Origin of the sequence: Halalkalibacter sp. AB-rgal2, from assembly GCF_041821005.1 — a bacterium.
Classification (GTDB): domain Bacteria; phylum Bacillota; class Bacilli; order Bacillales; family Bacillaceae_D; genus Halalkalibacter.
In genome coordinates, this window is sequence record NZ_JBGUAV010000015.1 from 12,086 (window position 1) to 38,323 (window position 26,238).

A 26,238-nucleotide genomic window follows, 5' to 3' on the forward strand; every position below is an offset into this window, starting at 1 on the left:
AATTACTCAGCTAAATTTGAGTAAAGTGTATTATGTTTATTAACGTTATTATTTAAAGAATATTTTTCATTTACATACTTTAAATTGCTAATCTTTTGATCTTTCATTAAATTTTGATCTAAAAAGATCGTATAAATTCTTTCAACAAAATCATTTACACCCTTACAAACATAATCATCATCACCCACAACCTCTACTGAACCACCCGAATCAGTAGTCAAAACAACCGTTCCTCTACTCATCGCTTCAACTAATGTTCGTCCGAACGACTCTGTGTTATAGTTCGAGGTTAAAACAAAGAAATCAATATCGTAGTAGAACTTGTCCATTTCTTTTAGGTCAATATTGATCTTCCCTTCAAACCTTTCTCCAATCATTTCTTTCATCGCTCCAAACATTTTTTCAGTATCTAACCTTGATGCCTCATCTAAGCAACCTACAGCCATCTTAACTTGTAGCTTTTCTCCTAATTTTCCATTTAATCCTTTCGAAATTTCTACTGCTAATGGCCAATTCTTCCAATCGCAATAACGTCCAGCAAATCCAATTACTATCGTGTCATTACTTTCTTTTACTAATTTAGGATCATATATTTCAAATAATTCTCCGGCTGTATTCTCTATCACTTTAAATTCAACCTGTATACCTTTATTTTGAATGGCTTCTTTCCAATGCTTCATATTAAATGTCGTAGTTGTTACTAAAACATCAAGTTCTTTTATAAAAGAATAAAATATTCGCTTAAAAAAATTATTATATTTTGTAAATAACCCTCGTTCCGTATGCACAATTCGAATCCTTTTAGGAATTAACTTTAGCTTTTTTAAGAGAGCTACAATGAAAAAACTAACCTGTGCTTGTGTATGAATGACAGCAGGTCTTTTTTTATTAATATAATTTCTTACTTTTGCTATATAGAGCAAAAACGCTATTGGGTTTTTGATCAAATGTTTAATTCTCGTTTTTTTCGTAATAATATGATAGTCTACTCCATAAACTGGCTTACTTATTTGCCCTGGTTGTATCACACTTATATGGAATGAATCTTTTACTCCGTTAATAATGATTTTTGTGGATTCCTGTTCGCCACCAACAGTCTCAAGAGAATTATCACTCATAATCAATACGTCTATGTTCATCTCGGATGCTCCATTTACTTCTGTTTCTTCTATTGATTTTCTTAAATGATTTATTTGATAGTCACCTTTATCATAAAGACTCAATTCTTCACTATACACCAAATTCCCAAACACCTTATTCAATATCCCTACTCTATTAATAAAAGGCTTCAGTATAAAGTTAAATATAGAAACTAATCGCACTTTCTTCCCATGCACGTCCCCAATCAACCGAACCATTTCACTCGTTTTCACATATTCCTCATTTTGTGGAAAAAACAACCCTTCCTCTTCATTCTCAATCATTAAGCGAATGAACTCAGAAAGATTGTCCACATGAAGCATGCTGCGCTGGTTGTCAATATTCGGGAAGATCGGTAACAAGCGTGCTGCTTTTGCTAGCTTCGGATAGTTGCCTTTCGATCCTTTTCCATAGATCATCGGCGGGCGAATAATACCCACTTTGAAATCCTCACTCGAAAGTGGTTTAATCCCCTGTTCAGCTTGGAGCTTGCTGTTTCCGTAGAAATTACTTGGTGTTGGAATCGTATGTTCATCAATGACTCTCGCTTCACGGCTACTGTCACCATAAACGATAATACTGCTCATGAATATAAATTGCTTAACCCCATCGTTTTTCGCTTTATTCGCTACTTCAATCGTTAAGTCTCGATTAACTCGGTAGTATAGCTCCTCTTGCTTTGGATCAGAAGAAACATGAGCGATTCCTGCTAAATGCAAAACCGTATCGTAACGTGAGAAGTCCGTCTCTTTCCATGAGTCGTCTCTTACACTAATAGTGTCTATGGAATAATCATAGTCACCCTTTTCAATCCATTCCTGAAAGCTCTTGCCTACATAACTAGTGGAGCCTGTGATTAGCACCTTTTTCATTCTGAAGCTCTCTCCTTTTGCCTATGAGCTTCATTGTTTGGTCGTGCGCCTGTTCCACCTTCGACGACTCCATCGCTTTTGAAGACACTCACAATTGTACCGAAGAAGCATTTCACATCCATTTTCATCCCAATTTTCCCTACATACTCCCCATCAAGCTGGGCTTTCACATCAATCGGAAGCTCATCTCGACCGTTAATTTGTGCCCAGCCTGTTAATCCTGGAGGTACATCATTAGCACCGTACTTGTCTCGTTCTGCAATTAAATCATATTGGTTCCAAAGAGCAGGACGTGGACCGATAATGCTCATTTGGCCGACAAAGATGTTCCAAATTTGCGGAAGCTCATCTAAGGATGTTTTTCGTAGGAATTTCCCAACCTTTGTAATGTATTGATCTGGATTATCAAGCAGGTGGGTGGGCGTATCCTCTGGTGTATCAATTCTCATCGTACGGAATTTCAAAATGTGAAAGTACGCTTTGTGTATGCCTACACGCTTTTGTTTAAAGAGAACAGGCCCTTTTGTTTCGGCTTTGATCGCGATAATGAGAATAAGAAAGATCGGTGAAAGGAGAATCATTCCGATCAGTGACATGACGATATCTACTAGCCTCTTACATTTCATATACATGTGAAAACAACACGCTCCTACTTCTTAGTTAATTAGTACTTATTTCATCCGTTTATCAAATAACTACTGATCAACCAATCTCTGATTTCAATAAAATAAGTCAGCTACGTATTGTATTGTAACAACACGTTAAACTGACTTAAATCCTCATAATGTCCTATACTAATTCCTTTAACTCTCTTACCTTGAAATTCGCAATATCCAACAGCTCTTTCCGTAAGCAATCGCGCTCTTCGTCTTGGAATCGCTCCACCAAATCAAACGTCACATTAATATTCACAGGTGGCGTCTTTCCGCGATAAATCTTCGGATACACCTGCTCACTATGAACCTCATCGTCGCTTAATAGCTCCTCAAACATCTTCTCCCCAGGTCTCATACCTGTGAAGACGATTGGAATTTCATCCTCTGTGTAGCCTGATAGCTTAATTAAGTTGCGGGCGAGGTCGACGATTTTGACTGGCTCACCCATATCAAGGACAAACACCTCTCCACCCTCTGCTAATGCGCCTGCCTGTAAGACGAGACGAGACGCTTCTGGGATCGTCATGAAATAACGCACCATTTTCGGATCAGTAACGGTGACAGGCCCACCTGCTTGGATTTGCTCCTTGAAGAGTGGGATGACACTTCCACGGCTTCCTAATACATTTCCGAATCGGACCGCAACAAAGCGTGTGTTACTGACCATATCCATATGCTGAATGATCATTTCTGCAATTCGTTTTGTTGCGCCCATCACGCTCGTTGGATTGACCGCTTTGTCTGTAGAAATCATCACGAATGTGTTAACCTTCGCTGCACTTGCGGCTTCGGCAACATTGCGAGTCCCGATGACGTTGTTCTTCACCGCTTCCTCTGGGTTTCGTTCCATTAATGGAACATGCTTATGAGCAGCGGCATGGAAGACAACTCTGGGCTTTCTCGTCTTCATGATCGAGAAGATTTTCTCACGGTCTTGAATGTCGGCGATTTCTGTTGAAACATTCAGATGAGGAACATTTCTCTTCAGTTCCATTTCAATGGCATAGATGCTATTTTCACCGTGTCCGAGTAGCACTAGCTCTTCTGGTGAGAATTTGGCAATTTGGCGACAAACCTCTGAACCAATCGAACCACCCGCACCAGTCACGAGAATGGTATTGCCCTTAATATATTTCTCAATTCCGTCGATATCTAAATCGACAGGCTCACGACCGAGTAAATCCTCAACCTCGACGTCTCTGAACTGACTAACAGATACCTTACCGGACATAATATCCTCAATGCGCGGAAGAATTTGCGTCTTCGCCTTTGTCTTCGAGCACTCATTGAAGATATTGTTAATCTTTTCTCGTGAAAGAGAGGGAATGGCGATAATAATTTGTTCAATTCGCTCACGATTGACAACACGCTCGATTTCAGAAATTCCGCCGACGACAGGCAAGTCGAGAATTTCCAGATTTTGTTTCGCTAAATCATCATCAATGAACGCTACCGGACGTAGATCTGACTCCTGGCTTTGCTGGAGCTGCCTTGCGACCATCGTTCCACCTGCACCCGCACCAATGATAAGCGTCTTCTTCTTATCAATGTTCGGCTTAATATATTGATCTCGAAATAAGCGCCACGAGAAGCGCGAGCCACCGATAAGGAGGATATGCATCATCCATGTAATGGCGAGTGTACGTAAGGAGATCGCTTGAAAGAAGACGAGCTGCACGACACCTGTTAGAGCAATTGTAATCGTCACAGCCTTCGCAATACCTAGCAGCTCTGAAACACTAGCGTATTGCCAAACCTTCTTATATAGCTTGAAGTAATAGGCAAATAGATGATGACCGACTAACAACGTGATCGAGCTCACAAACAAGAACGACGTAAATGGATTTCCCGTCGGTGCCAAAATAAAGTTACTAATAAAAATCGCCGTTATGACGATGATCGAGTCGACGAACATGAGAAATGCCACCCGTTTTCGATATGTCATTCCTTTCACCTTTCTTTCCAAAATTAGATTGTATCCCACTAAAGCCATTATCATTAAAAGAGTTGTCTTATACATCATAAAGCCTTAAGTCAATATTCTTTTCCAAAGCAAAGAGGACTCACTTAAGGCTTTCTTAGTTATGGTCGTGTAGAGCCGTTACAGGTGCTTAAGCTTCCTTTGAAAGGTTGCTCTTTCAGACATGCATGTAACGATAGCAGCAGCCACCAACCGTGATTGCTGTGAATGTTATGCATTCTAACATATTAAATAAAAATGGGCATCTAACCCACCCTCACATCAAACCACTGACAACGTTTGTGTCTAAGGCTCTCACCCACAGCATGATCGAGTATCCCCATCGATATCGGCAAGGAGACATTGCCAAAGTATCATTATGCTTATCGCACACTAGAATATCCCTAACCATTTCTTACGTGTACGAATTCTCTCTGGTGGCTCCGCATAAACAAACTGACCTTCAATAAGTAGCTCAGCGTTCTCTTTTAATTGCATCACATATTCATAGCCAAATAGCTTCTCAGCCTCATTCAGTGCTTCGGTCATTCTAAACGTTCTCTCTGTAAGGTTATGTGCATCAGATGCAATAAAATGCGTTAAATTGAACTCCATTAGCTGTTCAGAGAATTTCTTAATATTCTTGCCAAAGTGCCCCGTCAAACTAGATGTCGTCACTTGTGTTAATGCTCCATCCTTCACAAATTCATAGAGCATGTCAGGCTTTTCGATAAACACTTTGTTACGCTCGGGATGAGCAATAATTGGAATATATTCTTGCATTCGCAATTCATAGAATAATTGTTTTGTATAACGTGGTACTTGACTCGACGGAAATTCAACTAGAAGATACTGCTGATGTCCACCATAGGTTAATAGATCACCTGTCTCAAAATGACCGATCATCTCTCCATGGATACGGATTTCTTGTGCTGGAAGGATATTGACTGGAATATCATGTTCCTTCAGAGCCTCATTCAACTCTTCAACCGCTTCTATTACCGAATGCCCAGCATTTGAGAAGGAAGGGTGATGATGATGCGGAGTTGCCACAATGGTCGTGATTCCTTCTTGTTGAGCCTGCTTCGCTAGTTCGATGCTTTCAGCGATCGTCTTTGCGCCGTCATCAACCCCAGGCAATATATGACAGTGAATATCAATCATCTTAACACCTTCTTTCTCTCAATTTTTTTAATTTCTCTTAAACATTTTGTAAAAAACAAATTAATCGTAACATAGAATGCGCCACTATCAAATTATTGGTTGGCGTAATAGTAATATTGTCCTTCGTTCACTTCTTTGTTGTTCAGAACAACGCCTAAAAGCCTTGCCTTCGCCTTCATTAACAGGTCTTTCGTCCTTGTTAATTGTTCCTTATCTGTCTTTCCGCTAGATGTGACAATAATCGTTCCGTTCACTTTACTTGCAATAATTTGCGGATCAGCAACAGCCATAACAGGTGGTGTATCTAAGAGCACGACATCAAACATTTCAGTTGCTTGGCGTAGCGTAATTTCCATCATTTTCGAATTTAACAATTCTGATGGGTTCGGCGGAATCGGCCCTGACGTGAGAATCGTTAAATTCTCAATCTTCGTCTGCTGACAGGCTTCGTCTAGCTCGTCCTGCTTCGTCAACACATTCGTCAGACCTCGACTATTAATCGTCTTGAACGTATAGTGCATCGTCGGCTTACGTAAGTCAGCGTCGATTAGTAACACTCTACTACCATTTTGAGCCATGACGATGGCTAAGTTAGCTGTTGTTGTTGACTTTCCTTCTCCAGGCCCTGATGATGTGACTGCAATCGTTCTCAGCTCTTCATCCACCGCAGAGAATTCAATGTTCGTGCGAATCGTTCGGTATTGCTCAGCAACTGGTGAGCGCTTATCCGTATCTGCGATTAAATTCCGTTCATTGTTCACTTTGTTCGGTCTATTCGTACGTGCCACTTGATCGTTCTCCTTTATCGACTAATTGATCTTACTTTTTTTCGACATCATGTTATCCATATTTGAAACAATTCCGAGAATCGGAAGCTCGGTCAAGTCTTCAACGTCTTTTTCCGTTTTGACAGTCGTATCTAAATATTCTAGTAAGAAGGCTACACCGACCGCTGCCATTAAGCCTACGACAAAGGCAATCGCCATATTTAACGTTGGATTCGGTGCGACAGGTGATGGTGAATCACCGACTTCAGCATGGGAAAGAATATGAACATTATCGACATTCATAATTTCAATAATTTCACGCTGAAACACTTCCGCTACCGTATTGGCAATAAGGGCGGCTTGTACTGGTTGTTCATGCTCAACTGAAATCCGCACGATTTGAGAATTGTTTTGCGGGTTTACACTAATCATACCTCTTAATTGACTGACCGATTCTGTTAAGCTTGCTTCTTCAATCACTTTATCTAAAATAATCGGCTCCCGAATAATTTCTGTATATGTGTTAATAATTTCAATATTTGTCCGGATTTCATTTTGACTTATTTGTTGATCACCGTTCGTTTGGTTCACGAGAATTTGTGTAGAGCTTTGAAAGATAGGGGTTAATAGTAAGTAGCTTGCTAAAGCGCTAACGACGACAGCGACGATCGGAATCAGGATGATCAGACGCAAATGCTTTTTGATCGTTAGCATAATATCCTTTAAACTAATTGTTTCTTCCATTTCGAATTTGAAACCTCCTACGATTAGTCACAATTGCTATGAGGATTATATCATAGATTGTCAATTTCTGTTCATGAAAATTTTGTTGAATCTTATTATTACTATAATTTATAATGAATGAGTAATCTAGCTACTTTTTTTGGAAAATGAGTCTAATACACTAGAGAAGGGCGTTTAAACGAATGACAAAGAAGAAAATATTGATTTCTATTGGGATCATATTTGGCGTATTATTTTTAGCAGTTGTGGCTTATGGCTTCTATTTGTACAAATCAGTGAGTGACACAGCGAGTGAAATTCATCAACCGATTGAACGGACGACAGAACGAAGAGAGAATGCTGTCGATATTGAGAATCAGGAGCCTTTGTCGTTTTTAATCACTGGTGTCGATTCGCGCGGTGAGACACATGCCGGGCGTTCTGATACGATTATCGTCATGACCGTCAATCCGAATCAGCGATCAATTAAGATGGTAAGCATCCCGCGTGATACACGTACCGAAATTATCGGACGTGGCACGATTGAGAAGATTAACCATGCCTATTCCTACGGTGGTGTCGAAATGTCGATGGACACAGTGGAGAACTTCTTGGACATTCCAGTTGATCATTATGTGAGCATTAATATGGAAGGATTCAAAGGTTTAGTCGATGCTGTTGGTGGGGTAACGGTCGATAATGATTTCTCTTTCACGCAAAGTGGACATACGTTCAATGAAGGTGAAATCTACCTCGATGGTGAACAAGCATTGGCGTACTCACGAATGAGATATGAAGATCCCCGTGGCGATTTCGGCCGAAATGATCGCCAGCGTCAAATTGTCGAGTCTATGATTCAAGAAGCAGCACATATTGGCTCGATTACAAGAGTTGGCGAAATCCTGAATGTGGTCGGTGGTTCAGTGCGCACCGATTTGTCGTTAGATGAAATGTGGAAGGTTCAATCGAACTATCGTGATGCTAGGCACACAGTCGAGCAGATGCAAATTTCAGGTAGTGGTACGACGATTGATGGCATTTATTATTTCCAAGTCCCTGATGAAGAAGTAGCACGTGTTAGTGGTGAACTACGAGAGCATTTGGAACTGGATTAAGGGTTGTGAAGAGAGCACTGGCTTATTGTGAAGCTGGTGTTCTTTTTTCGTCATTAATGTCGAAAGCTGGATGCTATTTGCTTAGCGCTTACATCATAGTTGTTATGAATGAGACTTCATACATTTGAACGGTTTTCGTTCGATTTAGACCTAGTTTCTTCCTATAATTAAGTTTCATAATGGGAATGACGTTTTTAGTATTGTTTAAGATAAGGGAGATTGTGTGTGGAGAGCGCTCGATTTGTCGAAAGAGGGAGGAACAGCATAGTGCAGGGATCTGCATCAGTTATGTGAGGAGAAAGCTTGCGGACAAAGTGTCCAGTGGGAATGGCTCCTCGTCCTTTTCATGTATTCGTTAGAGATCGTGCTGCAATCATGCTCGGGGTTGCTCGTGTTCTGGAGATACGCTTCGGCCTAGATGACTGATAGCTCCTCCAATCTGAGTCGGTAGCATCACGTTGTACTCACCCTGAAGTGAAGCATAGGATTTCATCTTATTTGATGGAACGTCATTCCGCTATTCCCTTCAATAGGACTTGTTTTCCGGCTCTTCCGGAACCTCATTCCGCTATTTGACCATGTGCGCTTCATTTTGCGCTTCTTTTGTCGTATTAGCGGAATGACGTTCCACTTCGTACGTATAATCGGCCTATTTCACCCACTTAACGGATTAAGGTTCCGCTTCTCCTGTGACCTTTCCTATTTACGTTGCACGGAGCTGCTGCAACAGGTCCAATCCTTTCTAAAAGGGGATTTCTTTCAAAAAAAGACATTGAAAACAGGTTCTTTTCAATGTCTTCCAACGTATCTTAGTGGAGGCGTTTCGCTCCAAGGTAACGCTGACTCCAATAGCTATTGTTTAAATTCGCAATCGTGACACCTGTCGATGATCCACTATGTACGAACTGATTGTTTCCAATATAGATTCCGTTATGAGATGGGCCACCTGTTGTATCGAAGAATACGATATCACCAACAGCTGGTTCTGAAACAGACTTACCGGCATTCCATTGCAAAGCTACCGTTCTTGGAATCGATACACCTTGCTTGTTGAATACATATTGAACGAATCCACTGCAATCAAAGCCATTCGTTGTTGTTCCGCCCCAAACGTATGGAACCCCAATTAAAGTCGCTGCATCTGCGACAACATTCGTGACAAAAGCTGAGGAATTCGATGATGAGTTGTTCCCATTAGACGCATTCGAATTAGAATTATTGTTCTTATTCGTCGAGACTTCCTTTAGCTTCGATAACGTTTGTGGACCGGCGATTCCGTCGACCTTCAAATTGTGTAGACGCTGGAAGCTACGTACTGACGTTGCAGTGATTTCACCATAATAGCCTGTTGGATCTTGGTTGAAAACTCCTACTGAGCGAAGCTGCGATTGTAGCTCTGTGACAGCTTGTCCTGTGCTTCCGACACGGTAAACTTTCGATGTGTCGAGCTTTGACGTTTCTTGAGGTAGTGACGGCTTGTATTCAGGCTCCTTCACTTCTGTTTTGTTCTCATTTAATAGCTTTCCAATCGTTTGTGGTCCAACGATCCCATCAACCTTAATATTCATATCACGCTGAAAATCTCTTACCGCTGCCTCTGTCACACGCCCAAAGTATCCTGTTACATCTGTGCGAAAATAACCTTGCTCCTTTAGAATCTTCTGTAGCTGCTCGACATGCTTCCCGCTTTGCCCTTGGCGGATGAGCGATGAATAATTCGCAAGTGATGACGATGCTGATTGCGTTGGACTTGATGATTGTGTATTTGTGTTCGATGACGTTGGTGGTGCTACTTCCCCGTCCATTAATTCTAGTAGCTTGTTTAACGTTTGCGGACCCGCAATACCATCCACTTGAAGGTTATGCTCCTTCTGGAATTTGCGTACCGCTTCATTTGTAATCGTGCCGTAGTAGCCGGTAGACTGGTCGTAGTTGAAGAACCCTTTCTTCTTCAACGCATCCTGTAAGTCCTTGACGTCCGGATCGGTCATACCTTTACGTAGCGTCTGATCACCTAAAGCAGCATCTGCAACCTGTGGCGTGGTGATCAAAAGTCCAGTCGCAAATGCGGAAGAAATGACAACTCGTTTCAATGTCTTATTCATTCTAGTATTTTCCTCCTTGTACACTACTAGTATATAAGTCTAATAATTTCATTTTATAGTTATCTTTCAATTCTTTCCATCATTATTTTTATTGTTGAAAACGATTACATAAACACTATTATAATAGAAGAAACTCGGTTTTTCGGTTATTAAGGTTTATTTTTCAGTTAAAAATGAGTCTAAAGTCGCGTGTCTATAAGTCTATTATTGTGATGTGATGGCTTATTTCCAAGCGTTCGTTATATAGTCTATAATACCCTAATATAGTTTTTGGTGTTCGTTATTGAGTCATTCGACTGATTCGATATATTGAACCTTGCGTTTAGAAGCTTCTAGGAGGCGATTGTAGGCTTTTTTGACTATTTTGTTAGGGAGAGTCGCGATAGCGAAATAATGAGCGTATGAGTTGATTGAGGGGGAGTGAGGAGGAAAGAGATTAGTGATAGGTGGGTATCTTTAAAAGTAGAGACCGAACAATCAGATATATGCGATATTTCATATGTTAACTATAGATTTTGACAGAATATGCTCTCACACCAAAGACCAATTAATTATCTCATTATCACAAATATAAGATTCATCAGCAAAAACGCCAGCGCAAGCAAATTTCCGCTTACGTTGGCGTTCACACAACTATTCTTTCGTACTTATATGCATTCGATGTGTCAGAATAAATCCACTGACAAGTATGAGAATACCGATAATTAAGAAATTGTAGAAGTTAGTTGCTGTCGCTGGTAGACTACCAACTTCTTCATATCCTTTTGAACCATCAGAAGATTCCTCTTCCTCATGACCTGGCTTTGGTTCTGGCTTTGGTTCTGGCTTCGGTTCTGGTAGCTCTTTATCAGGATCCGATATAGGAGGGTTAGCTCGATCTGATGATCCTTCATCTAAGTCTTTGTTATCACCTTCTGGAGGGTATGCGACTATAGGTGTAAACACCTCAATTTGATCTTGATAACGATCACCGTCGATTGTTATCCGTTCAATAGAAATCATATATTCTCGGCCACCTTGTAAGCCTGTGATTGTATAGGATGTTTCAGAGCCATCAAGCGTCGCAACGAGCTCGTTATTGACATAGATCATATAGTTAGCAGCTAAACCGTCTTCGTTCCATGGGGTTAGGTCAAATGTTGCCGTTGTTTCTGTGACTTCCGTCGGTTCAATAGCTGGAGCAAAGGGTGGATCTTTTATCACGTTCACACCACGACTTTCTAATTCGGCAAGCACCGTCGTGGCCGAATTAGAAAGCGGATTCCCACTAACATTTACGCTATACAACTCTTCTAATTCAAGTAAAAAATCAATATTTACGACAAGGTTCCTCGAAATTGAGAGTTCCCTCAACTCTTCAAAATAAGCGAGTATTGAAAGGTCTTCGATTGCATTATCATCAATTGTTAAATGGCTTAAATATTCTGAGAACTGTTCTAGCTGAGATACATCTTGCAGCCCGACATTCGTTAATGATAATTGCCGTAAATTCGATATCGATTTTAGCGCATCATAATCAACACTAGTTAAATGACGATTATTGATTGATACCTGCGTTAAAAATTGAAAATCACTAAACCAATCTAAATCAAGTGTTTCATTGCCATCGATGTACACATTATTTAGATTTATCGCAAATTGTAGCCCCTCTATACTTGTCACGGTAGCATCAATAAGAATGCTATAAATGACCTCCATATCGGGTGGGTACACGTCACGATAATGTAAATGAAGTTGGTCACGAATCATTTGCTCTAGTGAATCATCAGCAAATGATACTGGATCCCCAGTCGGTTCTGCTACCGTCGCAATCGTAAAAATAGCATCGCCCATACGTCGTTCTCCGTCAAAAAAAGCGGCAATCTCGATTTCATAGCTAGTCTCTGGTTCAAGGTCTTCAACAAAATAATAATAATAGCAACACTCTCGTGAAGGGTCTGCTTCGACACTCGTAAAAAGTTCCCCATCGAGATATATTTCATAATAGTCCACATCGAACAGGTCATCGGGATAACTCCACACAATGAGAGCCGCACGATCATATTGATATTGCGCATAAGCATACATTCGTTCAAGAACGTAATCATTCTCTATTTCATTCTCATCTTGAATTGCTAGTAATAAGCTCTGATCTTCAATATGTACCTGTTCCATTAAAGTGGTTGTGGTTGCCTCCCCCGTCGTGGACACAATGTTACCTTCACCATCAAGCTCTCGTACTTCTAACTCATATGCGGTATCAGACTCGAGCCCTAAAACCTCATATGTCTCAGGATTCTCTGACCAAGTCTCCCATTTTTCACCATTTATTATTAAAGAAAGTGTATGATTATTATCTAATGTATAAAGTGGTTCAAAATGGAGAGTCAAATAATCTATTCCTGCTTCATAAGAAAAATTAAGCCCAACTTCCTCCTCTTCTGCTACGGCCACATTCGATAATGACACCTGATAAAACGAAAATACCCATGTCCAAATTAATAACATTGCTAAGGTTTTTTTCATACGCATTTGAACTCCTCCTAATTTATTTCAACCATACTAAAAAAGTAAATATCTAACTAATTTAGTATCCTCAAATGTTACTCTTCCAATTATACTATTGAATGACAAAAGATTACACATTTAATAGTCATTTTTTAACTATATTTGGTCACTTTTATTAAAAAAGTAAGACTTTAGATTGGAATAGTCTCACTTCATTAAATTTACTAAACCACTTCTTCGAAACAAATCATTAGCCTTCTCATGATCATGGCATCAACCCTAATGGGATTCTTTGACCACAAGACGCAGTACGATGTGAACATTTTGAACACTCTATACTAGACTTTTTTTGTCAGAAGATTATGATAGTAAGATAGACATTTCATTCATTGGAGGTATGAACAAATGAAAACCTATACATTGAAAAATGGAACGGCATCTGCTGAGGTGATTCCTGAACGTGGTGGGATCGTAACGCACTTGCAGCTTGGAGGGCATGATTTGCTCTATTTGAATGAGGATACATTATACGATAAAGAGGCTAATGTACGTGGTGGGATACCGATTCTTTTTCCGATTAGCGGGCAGCTTGAGAATAAGCAATATGAGTGGGAAGGAAAGACATATACGTTGAACAACCATGGCTTTGCACGCAATTTACCATGGGAGGTTGTAACACAGGATGAGGATCAGCTCACGATTCGCTTAACGAGCACAGATGAGACGAAGGATGGATTTCCATTTGATTTCGAGCTAGAGTTTACGTATCACCTGAAAGAGGGTGGCTTTGTCATTGAGCAGACGTACACGAATTTATCTCGGGAGCCGATGCCGATGTATCCTGGCTTCCATCCGTATTTCCGTACAGAGGAGAAAGGAGTTGTCGTCGAAAGTGATGCGACGATTATGCTTGATTACAACGATCATGACTTGAAGCCATTTGATGGGATCGTTGATTTAAATGGGAAGAAGGAGGCGATCGCTCTCATTGATGCGGAGAAACCTCACGTCGTCTTTGCATTGCCTGAACTAGGGACGAAGGTACGTATTAGCTATGGCGAGGATTTCCCATATGTCGTGCTATGGACTGAGGAAGGGAAGGGATTTGTTTGCGTTGAGCCGTGGATGGCGAAGAATGGTGAGTTTCATCGTAAGGATGAACTTGTTTATGTGAAGAATGGAGATCCGTTGAAGACGTTTTGCCGAATTGAACTTGCGGATTAATAGAAGAGGCTTCCCATTCCAGGGAGCCTTTCTTCTGTTATTGAATCATATGCTCCACTTCAGCAAAACCAAATGAGATAAGGACATCTATTTCCTCTTGTGTGAATCGATCCTCTAGCTTTTCTTGAATGCGTTGGATAGACTTATCATTGATTCCTTCTTCGGCAATTTCATATATCTCCATCAGCTCTGTTATTGTTAAACGAGCGACTAATGATTCGATCGTCTCTCCTTGAGCCGTTGCGACAACTGCCTGTTCTTCAGATGGCACTGCTCTCGCCGTTACAGCCTTCTCACGCCAAGTCTTCTCCGTTATCTCTTTATTCAACAGCTGGCTCTCGCCCTTTTTTGGATGATGCTGAACGGTGTACGAGCTGTTCTTCTCATCGTACGATTGATAACCTAAGTAGCCAGCACCTATAAATAACAGGAGGACACACACAGCTCCCGCTCCGATCGCTTTCCACATCGATCTCAGCTCCTTTCTCTGTTCTAGCATCAGTGTAGCCAACCTACACCGATGTCATACGCAGCAAAGCGGTACAAGGACGTTGGGAGTATTGCGAAAGTTGTCGCATTTGCTCATGTGAGCGCTTACACTACTTTTGTGAGCGTTTTCAAACAGTTTTTGTGCATTCTCGCAGTCGATTTGCACACTCCGAATCAAAATGAGAGCGTTTTCACAATCATTTTCCTCTTCTCTCATGAAAAAACCTAAGCACATTCTCTCAAAAAACCTACATCACAAGCAGGAGGCATCCCCATTGGGGGCGAATAGTACCAATATGAAAGGAGTGATTCAATGATTGTAAAACCTTTGCGTGTGCCTCCGATCCTTTTTCAGCTGGATGCATTAAGACGACGGCTTCCTCCTAGTCATGAGCGGCAGTCGATGATTCGTGAGCAGTGGCGGTGGCGGGTTATAAGGGCGAGAGGTCGCTAGAGTATGAGCTGAGCTTCTTAGATCCGAAGCGGTATGACCTCTTTCATGACGTCCGGCTTGCGGTCGGGGACTATTTCGCCCAGTTTGATCTGCTTATTGTGTGCTCGTGCTTCATCGTTGTCGTGGAGGTGAAGAATATCGCCGGTCAGCTCTATTTTGATCGTGACTTCCACCAGCTCATTCGCACCTTCGAAGACGAAGTTGAAACGTTTCCCGATCCGATTTTGCAAAATGAACGGCAGGCCACACAGCTACAACGATGGCTCTCCTCCAACCGTTTTCCGGCTACTCCGATCCTTCCACTCGTGGTTATTAGCTCCCCTCATTCTCAAATCCAAACAAAAAAAGGCCACGAATCACTCTCTCACTATGTCATTCATAAGTCATTCCTCCCACAAATGATTCAACGTTATGAACGAATCTACCAGCAAACTTCTTATACTAATAAAAACCTCCGTCAACTAACCACTCTTCTGTTACAAAGGCACGAGGCTGCTGCTTACTCTCTCCTTTCCGATTGGGGTATTGCTCCAGCTGCTTTACAACGCGGTACTCATTGCCCATCATGTGATCACCTTCCTCTCATCCGCACTCGTGGAAAATGGCTTTGTGCTTCCTGTGGTGAGTTTTCACAAAGTGCCCACTTCCATACTCTTCGTGATTATGTTTGCCTCATTGATGGTCGACTGACGAATGAGGAGGCGCAGCATTTTTTACAAATAACTAGTAAGCACCTCGTTCGCTCATGGCTAAAAAGAATTGCTGTATCTGATGGAAAGAAGCGGCGCCAGTCGTACGAAATTTCACTTGATTCATTACCTACCTTACTACATATCTAGCCACATAATGTCCTCTTATTCGCTAGGGTTCTCCTTATTGTAAAATATTTCTTATGGTTAACTTGGTAATAAAATGTATAATTAGAGACAAGAGGGAGTGTGGGGACATGGATTACATACAACATATTCGTTCGATTGCCGGTTCTCAGCCGTTAATCTTAACAGCCGCTTCGATGATTGTAATCGATGATGAGGGACGTGTTTTGCTACAGCATCGAACGGATACGAATACGTGGGGCTTGCCTGGAGGATTTATGGAATTAGGTGAATCGATTGAAAAGGCAGCCAGGCGTGAACTAAAGGAAGAAACCGGGCTTACGGTTCATGGGATGGAGCTCTTTGATGTCTTTTCTGGTAAGGAATTTTATTTTCAATATCCTAATGGAGATGAAGTATATAACGTGATTGTTTCATTTGTGACAAAAGAGGTGAGTGGCGATATTTTGATTGATCACGAAAGCCATGACGTGCGTTATTTTTCGTTTGATGAGCTTCCTGAACAAATGATTCCAACAACACGAAAAATGATTGAGCGTTATAAAAGAGAGCAGGGGGATCGTGATGAAGAAGCTAAATAAATGGTGGATCATTGCTATTAGCTGGTGTCTCGTCATTGCCATGGCTACCCGTCGTCCTGGGCTAACGGGGGAATCGACGGAATCGTTTTTTGATTTTATCGTCTTTATTGATCCTGAAATTATGAATTATTTCTTTCGCAAAGGGGTTCATTTAGCCTCATTTGGGTTGTTGGCTATCTTCTTCTTCCTGGCATTAGATCGTATCCGTCGACGAAAAATACGTTATTATGGCGCATGGATTCTAGCGAGTGGCTATGGCGTGATTGATGAGGTCCACCAAAGCTTTCTGCCAGATCGAACGGCAAGTGTACTCGATGTCTTAATTAATTCGCTCGGTGCATGTCTTGCTCTAATGATTATACATTTATGCTACATCAGCAAGCTCGAAAAGGAACGCCGCATGCTACGCAGTCGGCAGTTGGAGATGTAAATAGATATATTTATTCGATAATGAATAGTATGACATTGGAAAGATGCTTATTCTAGAGGAATAGGCATCTTTTTTTATCGACACTTGTAACTCATGACTATTAAAAGCCTAGAGAAGAGTTTTCCAAGTGCGGAGAAAAAGTTAAAACGAACTTTTTTCACTACACTTGTTGATTCTCCGCTCTAGGCTCATTTTTACTCGATATATTGAATCACATGCTCGCTCATTTCGTCATGCGTACTGCCGTTTATCGGCGATGCTCCGACTTCACTTAGCTCTCGAACGCGAAATGAACCTTCTTCTCTCGTCACGACCGTCGGTTCAATGTGAGGTGAATGGACCTCCAGGGAAACGAGCTCGTCATCAAGCGTTACCTTTGTCACATCGATGGTTGCAATCCCACCAATGTCCGTATAATCAAAGTTCTGTCCTGATAGGAAGTTCCCTAATGAATAGAACACCGTCGTTTCATGGCCATCCTCTTGCTCGATTACTTCAATCGGCTGCAAAACGTGCGGGTGGTGACCAAAAATAATGTCAACACCAGCTTCGGCAAGGAGGTTCGCCTGTTGAAGCTGATCTTCATTTGGTTCCAAAATGTATTCAGCTCCCCAATGCATATGAACAATCAAAATATCGACCTCATCACGCAAGGCTGCAACATCTTGCTCCATTTGCTCATCGTCAATTAAAGCAACAACATAGTCATGGCCTTCAGGTACAGGAATGCCGTTCGTTCCGTACGTATAAGCAAGAATGCCGAGAGTAATACCATCGACATCGACAATACGATCTGTATCGCGATCGTCCTGATCACGATACGCACCGACATAGCCAAGACCAATTTCTTCATAATAATCGATCGAATTGTATACTAAATCAAGCCCACGATCTAACGTATGATTATTGGCAACAGACACCATATCAACACCAGCCAACTGTAAGTCACGAGCAATTTCTTGTGGGCTGTTGAACGTTGGATATGTTGATAGCCCTAGCTCTTCTCCCCCAGGTAGCGACTCTTGGTTAGCCATCATAAAATCAGGTGCCTCCATCAAATGTTTGACAGGTTCAAGCATTGGCATGAAGTCATAGCCATCCTCTACCTCCGCTGTTTCATATAGACGTTCATGTAAGAGAACATCACCGACAGCCCCGATCGAAATCGTCGTTTCCTCCTCAACCGGTGGCGGTGGTTCTGGCTCTTCCTCTTGTTCAACCTCCGTTTCCTCCGGTGGTGTTACAGGCTCTTCTACGGCTGGTGGCTCTGTTGCTTGCTGACAGCCGACTAGCACGAGCAGCATGAGCACAACTGCCATTTGAATCTTATTCATCTTGTTCACTCCAATTATGTATCCGATTTGAATCGTGTCTTATTGTATCATGTTTCATCGAACCTTCGCGAAAAAAAGTATGTTTTTGCCATTTTCTTACTAATACCTTCTCTCAATTATTCCGTTTCCTCTAGACGAAACGGGCGATTTCGAGTACGTGCTTCATTCGAAAGGAATCATTTGTTTAGGTGCGATAATCCCCTTTTTTCCGTACTGTAAACATACCGGGAATATAGATGAAGCGCGTTTCTAGAAGGATTAGTAATATGATTGAAAATAGGACATTTGCTGAAGTTGCCAAGCAGTACGAGCCTCTCATTAGAGGACAAATCAAAAAGCTGAACATCTATCGTAATCGTGAGGAATTCTATCAAGTTGGGCTAATTGGACTTTGGAAGGCGTATGAGCAATTCGATCAGGAAAAAGGGAGCTTTTCAACAATTGCTTTGTTCAAAGTGCGCGGTTGTTTGCTAGATTTTCTACGTAAGGAAGGTCGCTATAGCGACCACCATATTTACGGAATGGATATCGTGTTTGATTATATGGAGGATGAAGGCTGCCTGATCGCTGAGTGGCTTGACCACAACCTTGATGACTATCGCAAATTTTTAACTGATCGAGAAGCACAATGGCTGTACGACACGGTTATTCATGACAAAAAGCCCGCACAAATTGCCCACGAGCAAAAGGTTTCAACTAATACTGTAGCAACTTGGCGTAAAAAGGCAAAAGCCAAGCTCCAGGAAGCGATGAAAAAGGGCGAACTTAGAGGTCACTGAAAAAGTCCTTTCTAGTAACTCAAGGAAGAGTAATGGCTCCGCTCGTTGCGCGCCTTGCTATGAGAAACCCACTCATTGCAAGGCTTTCAAAATCGGGCAACGGCTACGCACATTACTTCAAAGCCACTGAAAAAGTTAAAACCAAACTTTTTCAGTGGCCTCCGAACTTAAGTTTCATTTGTGAACAGTTTATGCACAATTGGTGAACTAGTTAACCGTGGATAATGAATAAAGCCATCGTTATCCACAGTGTTATGCACATTATCCACCGATTTCTATGAGAAATCCACAAAAACAATCGTTTCTATCAAACAAACTTGATAACGACGCGTTCTGTTTTTGTGGATAACTTTTTAGGGTTTTGTTGATAACTTCCTCACCGTTTTGTCTAATAAGACCGACATTTCCTCTAATGTCTGACCCATTTCTGTTAGTTGAGTCGCCGTTGAAAGCTGCTCTTCTGTCGTTGCGGCGATTTCCTCCGTACCTGACTGTGCTTCATCAACAAGCTCCACTGTACCGAGCATAAGTTCATTCACTCGCTCTCCTCGGGAAACAAGCTCTGCCATCATCTTCTTCATTGCAGCCGTTTGCTCTTTAATATCATCGGTTGCATCATCAATTGATGTCATAACTTGTGTCGTTCCTTGCATTTTCTCAACAATGCCATTCATGTCGGCTTCATTTTCATGAATATCACGAACCATATTCTCCACTTCTTGCTGGATGGCTGTAATATGAAGGTGAATTTGTCCAATTGATGCTTGAGACTGTGTCGCCAAGTTACGAACCTCATCTGCAACCACCGCAAAGCCTTTCCCATGCTCTCCTGCACGCGCTGCTTCAATCGAGGCATTTAATGCTAGTAAGTTCGTTTGCTCAGAAATCGACGTAATCAGCTCAATGATTTCATTAATTTCACGCGACTTATCACTTAATCGTTTCACACTCTTTGCAGTATCTGTAAATTTTGTCTGTGTAAGTGTCGTCTTTTCCATCGAGGACTTAACCGCCTTCTGTCCTTCCTTAATAAGTGAAAGCACATCAGTTGCGGAATCATCGACTTGATCGACACGACTTGAAAAGCTCTTCATTTCCTTTGCAGTCTTATTCGTTTCCTCTACGACAACTTGGATATCCTTCACCATCGTTTCCGTCGTTTGTGAGAAATGCTCTGTTGTCGTTGCAATTTGTTCGGATGATTGCTGTGTTTCTAATAGAGCATGTCTCATCCCATTGGATTGCTTCGAAAGCTGATCACTTGATGAGCCTAACTCCTCTATGAGAAACTCCATTTGCTCTGCGGTCTCATTGAAAACCATCCCGAGCTGTTGGAATTCATCGCCCGTTCCAATGTTCACTCGTTTTTCATAGTCATTCCTTTTAAAGGCCTGTGCGATTTCTGTTAATTTGGCAAGCGGCTTCTTAATGAGAAAATGGATAATTAGTACACAGCCAACCGCACCAACAAGAACAGTGAAAAGGGACGTCACAACCGTTACCATTGTTGGATTGGCAATATGCGCATGCGCAAAACCTGTCACCGTCGTACTAATGCTCGTAATGATAAAAATAAGCACTACAAGCAATACCGTTACCTTTAATTGTAAATTCATTTTGAGTTTTTTACTTCCAGTTTTAATAACGAGCCCTCCTAATCTAATGAAATATTCCCATAAGTTGTAAAGTCCATCTATTTTAAAAGCTTATACCCAATATCGATTAATTTCTTCTAAATTCAACATCTTTAGGTATAAGCTTACATAATGTGACTTTATCACTAGTATACAAGACGTGTAACTAGTTGCATAGTAGAATTTTTTTAACGTGTGCTAGTCGGGTACTTGTCGTAGAAAAGATCAATCCCACAAAAAAAGATGTCCAAAGGCCTATTAACCTTTGGACACCTCCTGCTAACTAGGATGAAGATCCTCGTCATTCATCTCGTTTTGCTAGCCCTTGAAACAAGTACTCGACTTGTGTTCGGACAATTTCTTGACGTGTTTCCTTTTTTGTCTCTGGATAGAAATAAATCATTTTTAAGCTATGAATGAGCGTACTTGCTACTATCTCTGGATGAACAGGACCCACCTCGCCAGACTGCTGGCCTTCACGTATAACCTTCGCAAGCTCCCCGATAAACATCCCATGCTTTTCCAATAGCCATTTATGTAATTCATCAGGCATTTTGCCAAAATCATTTAATATGAAATCGCGAAATTTCACTTCCTGCTGAAAGAAGTTCAAGTTGCATAGAAACAGGCGCTCGATTTTTTCTCGGACGGTTCCTGGCTGCTCAATCGCATCAAGCAGCTGTTCAAGAAAATAACCAAACCCTTTCTGCACGACTTCAAAGAGGAGTGCCTCCTTGCTTGAGAAATACTCGTAGGTTGTTCCTTTACCTACACCGGCCACTTCGGCCACTTCCTGCATCGTCGCTCGCTCATAGCCATCTCTTAAGAAGACATGAAAGGCTGCCTTCAATATTTGCTCCCGCTTTGTTTCTTTATTCTTCAACTGGATCAACCTCCTGCTTTCGCTTACGTCTGAAGGAGAATGAACCCATTCGTTTTGATAGATTATCAAAGAAAATGTACATGACCGGAATTAAAATAAGCGTGAAAATCGTCGATGCCATTAAACCGAAAATAATGACAACAGCCATTGGTGTTTGTGCTTCAGCACCTTGACCAAGTCCCAGTGCAAGTGGCACCATCGCTAGAGCGGTCGTTAACGTCGTCATGAAGATCGGACGCAAACGCGACCTACCGGATTCAATAATCGCTTCGTGACGGTCGAATCCTTTTTCCCGCAAAATATTAATGTAGCTCACAAGTACAATCGCGTTGTTGACGACAATTCCAGCGAGCATAATGACCCCGACAAAGGCTGGTACACTTAACGGCTCATTCGTAATGAATAACCCTCCGAGAACTCCGACAAGCATCGTTGGTAGAGAGAACATGATGATAAAAGGGAACAGGAATGATTCAAATTGGATCGCCATTACCATATACACGAGGAAAATCGAGAGTAAGAATGCTAGGATGAGCTGCTCAAAGGCATCGATCATCTCTTGTGACTGTCCACCAATCGACATCGTGTAGCCATCTGGCTGGTTCATTCGTTCTAATTGTCGTTCGATTTGTGTTGTTGCCGTTCCAAGGTCTACACCGACGATGTCACTCGTCACTCTCACCTCTCGCTGCTGATTGCTGCGGTTTATTTCGGTTGGCCCTTGAATCTGACGTAATTCAGCAATATTTGATAGCGGAATTTCCGCACCTTGCTGATTATGGATCATCAACGTTTCGACATCTTGAATCGTTTGCCGTGACTCCTCTGGTAAAATGACACGCACATCAAATTCATTCCCCGCTTCACGATAACGTGTCGCCACCTGGCCATTATAGCCGAGCATGATTTCATTCATGACTTGCTGCTGCGTTAATCCGTATTGTGCCGCCATATCACGATCAACGACAATTTGTAGCTCTGGGCTTCCTTCATTAACCGTACTATCTACATTCGTAATACCTTCATTATCTTCAATCATCCACATGACCTGCTGGGCTAAATCTTCGAGAACGTCCAAGTCGGGTCCACTAATATCAATTTGAATCGGTGAACCGCCTCCGAGTCCAGCGTCAACAGTGGCAATTGTCGTTTCGGCACCTGGTAGGTCGTCCATTTCATCACTAAGCGATTGAACGAATTCCTCGGTCGTCATGCTTCGATCTGACGGCTGAACAAGTTGAATAATAAACTCAATTTCACTTGAGCCACCACCCATACCTTGTGAGCTACCGCCAATCATCGCATAGCTTGTATCAATGATCTCCTCATATGGCTGAAGCGTTTCATTGACGCGTTCTGCTATTTCATCAAGCTCCGCAAGCCTTGTCCCTGTCTGCGTCACAACATTCATTTGCACTTGTCCTTGGTCAGCTTCAGGGATAAAGGACATCCCGATAAACGGTGTTAACGCCAAGCTTGCCACAATCGCTAATCCGGTTAGCAAGACCGTCGTCTTACGCTTAACGAGTGCCCAATTTAAGACACGCTCGTACACATTGGTCCCTTTTTCAAACCAGCGATCAAAGCCTTTCTTCTCCTCAGGCTCATCGACCTTCACTTTTGATAGCAGCTTCGATGACAGCATGGGAATAAGTGTTAACGAGACGACGAGCGAGGCGAACAAGGCAAAGGCGACTGTATAAGCGAGCGGTCTGAAAATTTCAGATGCTAACCCTTCAACGAAGACAATGGGTAAGAATACAACCACGCTCGTTAATGTCGATGCGAGCACAGCTGATGCTAGCTCTGATCCACCTTCCTTTGCTGCTTCTTTCATCGAATAGCCTTGCTGGCGTTTACTAAAGATATTTTCCAATATGACAATCGAGCTGTCGACCATCATTCCGAGCCCGAGTGCGAGTCCACCCATCGAAAGGACATTTAACGTTTCTCCAGTAAAATACATGAGCGTAAACGTCGAAATGATCGCAATTGGAATCGAAATTCCGATAACGAGCGTCGTTCGGATACTGCGTAAAAATACGAGTAACACAATAATCGATAGTACCGCACCGATGAGCATATTGTTCACAACGCTTGAAATCGATTGGCGAATAAAGTCCGACGTATCAATAATCACATCAACTGAAAATTCGCTGTCCGCTAATTCATCTTGTACTTGCTCAATTGCGCGGTACATGTTGTCAGCTACTTCAACCGTATTTCCATCCGACTGCTTCATAATCGATAATACGACCGCTTCGGAGCCATTAACCTCCGAGCGTAGATCAGGTGTACGGAATGTATCTGTCACATTTGCGACATCATTCACTGTAATCGTTCCGCCAGATGGAAGCATAACTGGCGTATCTCCTATATCTTCAACAGTTGTGAAATCACCATTGATTCGTAGCTGTAAATCTTGCGTTCCCCTCGCTAGTGTCCCAGCCGAAACCGATTGATTTTCTGTGGATATTGCTTGGACAATTTGTGTACCATTTAAACCATAGGAAGCGAGCCGTGCTTGATCCATTTGCACTTGAATCTCTCGCGTTAATCCACCTTCAATTGAAACCGATGCGACACCGTCCACTCGCTCAAATGCTGGTTGAATATCACTTTCAGCGAGCTGCTGTAAAATGTCCGGTGAAGCACCAGACACCCCGACCCACATAACTGGAAGCTGCTGAGGATCAAAGCGTAGGATCGATGGACGTCCAGCATCCTCTGGCAAAACGCCAACGACCTGGTCGACCCGCTCTCTAATGGCGTTCATCGATTCATCAATGTTTCGTCCCCAGTCAAACTGTAGAATCACTAGTGATGATCCTGCTTGTGACATCGATTCAATCGCTTGTACCCCTTCAATAGAGCCAACTGCCGATTCGACCGGCCTCGTTACGAGCTGCTCCATTTCCTGTGGAGCTGCACCTTGATAGGAGGTAGCAATGACCGCAACAGGTACATCGATATTCGGGAATAAATCAATCGATAAATTTTTCAATGAGATCCCACCGAGGACGAGTGCCGCTAAGACGAGCATAATCACCCCGACAGGACGTTTGACTGACGTTTCAACTAACCTCATACTTACACCTCCTCGACGATACGAACGAAGTCGCCATCGTCAATGAGATGCTGACCTTTTACCACGACTTGATCTCCTACTTCGATTTCTCCACTAATCGCCGATTGCTCACTATCAAAGCGAATGACCTCTACTTCTACTTCGCGTGCTGTACCTTCTTCTACAACGAAGACAAATGCCCGTCCTTGACTTTCTAGAATCGCCTCTGTTGGAACAATTTGCTCATCCTCAACCAACACTTCCTCAACAAAGACTGAAGCGACCATTCCTTGGCGGATATCGGCTTCTGTATTTGTAAGCTCTATTTCAATTGGAAAGAGACGTGAATCATTAACAGATGGAGCAATGAACGTGACCTCACCTGTTTGCATATCACTGACGCTACTAATCTCCACCTCTAACTCCTGCTCAAGTGAGAAGTAGCTGAGCTGATCGGCTGTGACATTTAACGTAACGATAACCGAATCAAGTGAGATCAGCTGAGCAAACGGTGCTTGTGGGGAGACGATATCACCCTCACTCGCTTCAACCGCCAACACCTCTCCGTCTGCCGTTGCACGAATAATCGCATCATCTAATCGCTCCTGCGACCGTTCCACAGCTTGCTCGGCTTGCTCGACCATGCGTTTAGCCTCATCTACAGCTAGATCGGCTTCTGTGACAGATGAGCGCGCCATATCAACACCCGTTTCGGCCTGATCAACAGATGCTTCAATCGATGCTATACTTTGCTCTGCACTCATTTGCGCATTTCCACCCGATTGTGAGGCAAGCAACCCTTGCAGAAGCTGCTCCGCTTGCTCCACCTGCTCTTCGGTTGCGCCCCCCTCTTCTAATGATTCTCGCAGCTGATCAACCATCCGCTCCGTTTCAGCAATTTGTTCTTCTAACGCATGCTCTTGATCATTTTTCGCCTTATTAGCATCCTTTAATCCTTGCTCTGCTTGACGAAGCTGTGATTGTGCTTGGCTCACATTGGCCTCTGCCTGTGTCTTACCATTTTCTGCTCGGCGAAGCCCACTACGCGCCTGCTCTAATTGCGCCTCATCAGCTTCAAGCTGTAATCGTAAGTCGCGATCGTCCAAGCGGGCTAGCACATCGCCCTCTTCAACTTGATCCCCTTTTTCGACAAGCACTTCAACTACTTCACCTGCCACCTTAGGCATCACGACCTGTTGACCACCAGCTTGAACTTGTCCGATAAAACGGTTCTCGCCGACAATGTCCCCCTGTATCACTTCCTCTACCGCTACTGCTGTTTCCTCTGGCTCAGCTTCTGTCTCTACATCTGATCCGCAAGCTGCAAGAAACAGTACAAAAAAGCCTACTGTCCATGCTCGTAATGATTTCATCGTCACACTTCTCCACTCCTCTTTTTTCTTTCACAAACACCCCGACTGACCAGTCAGTTTTAATGCTACTTTGATTGTAATTTCTCGTCCTATTAACGTCAAGAAGATTCCCTTCATTTCTAACGAAGGTTTAATGTGAAGGGCATACTTGTTCCGGTAGTGAAA

At 42.4% G+C, this 26,238-nt stretch carries 20 protein-coding genes; 6 read left to right on the plus strand and 14 right to left on the minus strand.

Annotated features, from left to right (window positions below):
• Window positions 1-2: 2 nt before the first annotated feature.
• The 6 genes from ACERJO_RS12695 to ACERJO_RS12720 all read right to left on the minus strand — a co-directional run bounded on the left by ACERJO_RS12695 (window position 3) and on the right by ACERJO_RS12720 (window position 7,303).
• On the minus strand, window positions 3-2,012 hold the full coding sequence (locus ACERJO_RS12695) for an NAD-dependent epimerase/dehydratase family protein (protein ID WP_373647721.1): 2,010 nt from the start codon (window positions 2,010-2,012) through the stop codon (window positions 3-5).
• Window positions 2,009-2,644, minus strand: coding sequence for a sugar transferase (locus ACERJO_RS12700; RefSeq protein ID WP_373647723.1), 636 nt, complete (start codon window positions 2,642-2,644; stop codon window positions 2,009-2,011). Before ACERJO_RS12700 ends, ACERJO_RS12695 begins: the two co-directional genes overlap by 4 nt.
• A gap of 157 nt (window positions 2,645-2,801) precedes the next feature.
• Entirely contained in the window at window positions 2,802-4,613 is a 1,812-nt protein-coding gene (locus tag ACERJO_RS12705; RefSeq protein WP_373647724.1) for a polysaccharide biosynthesis protein, read from the minus strand.
• A 408-nt stretch (window positions 4,614-5,021) separates the two neighbouring features.
• Window positions 5,022-5,792 carry a tyrosine-protein phosphatase gene (locus tag ACERJO_RS12710; RefSeq protein ID WP_247102267.1) on the minus strand — a complete coding sequence of 257 codons (771 nt, stop codon included), beginning with the start codon at window positions 5,790-5,792 and terminating at the stop codon, window positions 5,022-5,024.
• A 92-nt stretch (window positions 5,793-5,884) separates the two neighbouring features.
• Window positions 5,885-6,580, minus strand: coding sequence for a CpsD/CapB family tyrosine-protein kinase (locus ACERJO_RS12715; RefSeq protein WP_308446057.1), 696 nt, complete (start codon window positions 6,578-6,580; stop codon window positions 5,885-5,887).
• 21 nt (window positions 6,581-6,601) lie between these two features.
• Window positions 6,602-7,303, minus strand: coding sequence for a YveK family protein (locus ACERJO_RS12720; RefSeq protein WP_247102264.1), 702 nt, complete (start codon window positions 7,301-7,303; stop codon window positions 6,602-6,604).
• Window positions 7,304-7,485: 182 nt separating this feature from the next.
• Here ACERJO_RS12720 and ACERJO_RS12725 point away from each other — a divergent pair, with 182 nt between their 5' ends.
• Entirely contained in the window at window positions 7,486-8,397 is a 912-nt protein-coding gene (locus tag ACERJO_RS12725) for an LCP family glycopolymer transferase (RefSeq protein WP_247102244.1), read from the plus strand.
• An 809-nt stretch (window positions 8,398-9,206) separates the two neighbouring features.
• On the opposite strand, the gene ACERJO_RS12730 is transcribed toward ACERJO_RS12725, so the two are convergent.
• Both ACERJO_RS12730 and ACERJO_RS12735 read right to left on the minus strand, forming a co-directional pair.
• Window positions 9,207-10,502, minus strand: a complete 1,296-nt coding sequence (locus ACERJO_RS12730; protein WP_373647725.1) for a C40 family peptidase — start codon at window positions 10,500-10,502, stop codon at window positions 9,207-9,209.
• A 633-nt stretch (window positions 10,503-11,135) separates the two neighbouring features.
• The gene (locus ACERJO_RS12735) at window positions 11,136-13,013 is read right to left on the minus strand and encodes a hypothetical protein (RefSeq protein ID WP_373647726.1); all 1,878 of its coding nucleotides are present in this window, start codon (window positions 13,011-13,013) and stop codon (window positions 11,136-11,138) included.
• 381 nt (window positions 13,014-13,394) lie between these two features.
• Between ACERJO_RS12735 and ACERJO_RS12740 the strand changes: the two genes are divergently transcribed.
• Window positions 13,395-14,213, plus strand: a complete 819-nt coding sequence (locus ACERJO_RS12740) for an aldose epimerase family protein (protein ID WP_373647727.1) — start codon at window positions 13,395-13,397, stop codon at window positions 14,211-14,213.
• Window positions 14,214-14,250: 37 nt separating this feature from the next.
• On the opposite strand, the gene ACERJO_RS12745 is transcribed toward ACERJO_RS12740, so the two are convergent.
• Window positions 14,251-14,682 carry a hypothetical protein gene (locus ACERJO_RS12745; RefSeq protein WP_373647728.1) on the minus strand — a complete coding sequence of 144 codons (432 nt, stop codon included), beginning with the start codon at window positions 14,680-14,682 and terminating at the stop codon, window positions 14,251-14,253.
• A 443-nt stretch (window positions 14,683-15,125) separates the two neighbouring features.
• On the opposite strand from ACERJO_RS12745, the gene ACERJO_RS12750 reads away from it, so the two are divergent.
• The 3 genes from ACERJO_RS12750 (at window position 15,126) to ACERJO_RS12760 (ending at window position 17,003) form a co-directional block, all read left to right on the plus strand.
• Window positions 15,126-15,995, plus strand: coding sequence for an NERD domain-containing protein (locus ACERJO_RS12750; protein ID WP_373647729.1), 870 nt, complete (start codon window positions 15,126-15,128; stop codon window positions 15,993-15,995).
• A 107-nt stretch (window positions 15,996-16,102) separates the two neighbouring features.
• Complete coding sequence (locus tag ACERJO_RS12755) at window positions 16,103-16,573, plus strand: NUDIX hydrolase (protein ID WP_373647730.1); 471 nt, start codon at window positions 16,103-16,105, stop codon at window positions 16,571-16,573.
• Complete coding sequence (locus ACERJO_RS12760) at window positions 16,557-17,003, plus strand: VanZ family protein (protein WP_247102230.1); 447 nt, start codon at window positions 16,557-16,559, stop codon at window positions 17,001-17,003. Before ACERJO_RS12755 ends, ACERJO_RS12760 begins: the two co-directional genes overlap by 17 nt.
• A 194-nt stretch (window positions 17,004-17,197) precedes the next feature.
• Here the strand turns inward: ACERJO_RS12760 and ACERJO_RS12765 are convergent, their stop codons facing one another.
• The gene (locus tag ACERJO_RS12765) at window positions 17,198-18,337 is read right to left on the minus strand and encodes a CapA family protein (RefSeq protein ID WP_373647731.1); all 1,140 of its coding nucleotides are present in this window, start codon (window positions 18,335-18,337) and stop codon (window positions 17,198-17,200) included.
• Window positions 18,338-18,603: 266 nt separating this feature from the next.
• Here ACERJO_RS12765 and ACERJO_RS12770 point away from each other — a divergent pair, with 266 nt between their 5' ends.
• On the plus strand, window positions 18,604-19,116 hold the full coding sequence (locus tag ACERJO_RS12770) for a sigma-70 family RNA polymerase sigma factor (protein ID WP_373647733.1): 513 nt from the start codon (window positions 18,604-18,606) through the stop codon (window positions 19,114-19,116).
• Between the two features lie 353 nt (window positions 19,117-19,469).
• Here the strand turns inward: ACERJO_RS12770 and ACERJO_RS12775 are convergent, their stop codons facing one another.
• The 4 genes from ACERJO_RS12775 to ACERJO_RS12790 all read right to left on the minus strand — a co-directional run bounded on the left by ACERJO_RS12775 (window position 19,470) and on the right by ACERJO_RS12790 (window position 26,073).
• Window positions 19,470-20,732, minus strand: a complete 1,263-nt coding sequence (locus tag ACERJO_RS12775; protein WP_373647734.1) for a methyl-accepting chemotaxis protein — start codon at window positions 20,730-20,732, stop codon at window positions 19,470-19,472.
• Between the two features lie 319 nt (window positions 20,733-21,051).
• Entirely contained in the window at window positions 21,052-21,633 is a 582-nt protein-coding gene (locus ACERJO_RS12780) for a TetR/AcrR family transcriptional regulator (protein WP_373647735.1), read from the minus strand.
• Window positions 21,623-24,721: an efflux RND transporter permease subunit gene (locus ACERJO_RS12785; RefSeq protein WP_373647736.1), complete on the minus strand. Its 3,099-nt coding sequence runs from the start codon at window positions 24,719-24,721 to the stop codon at window positions 21,623-21,625. Before ACERJO_RS12785 ends, ACERJO_RS12780 begins: the two co-directional genes overlap by 11 nt.
• 2 nt (window positions 24,722-24,723) lie before the next feature.
• Window positions 24,724-26,073 carry an efflux RND transporter periplasmic adaptor subunit gene (locus ACERJO_RS12790; protein ID WP_373647737.1) on the minus strand — a complete coding sequence of 450 codons (1,350 nt, stop codon included), beginning with the start codon at window positions 26,071-26,073 and terminating at the stop codon, window positions 24,724-24,726.
• Window positions 26,074-26,238: the final 165 nt, after the last annotated feature.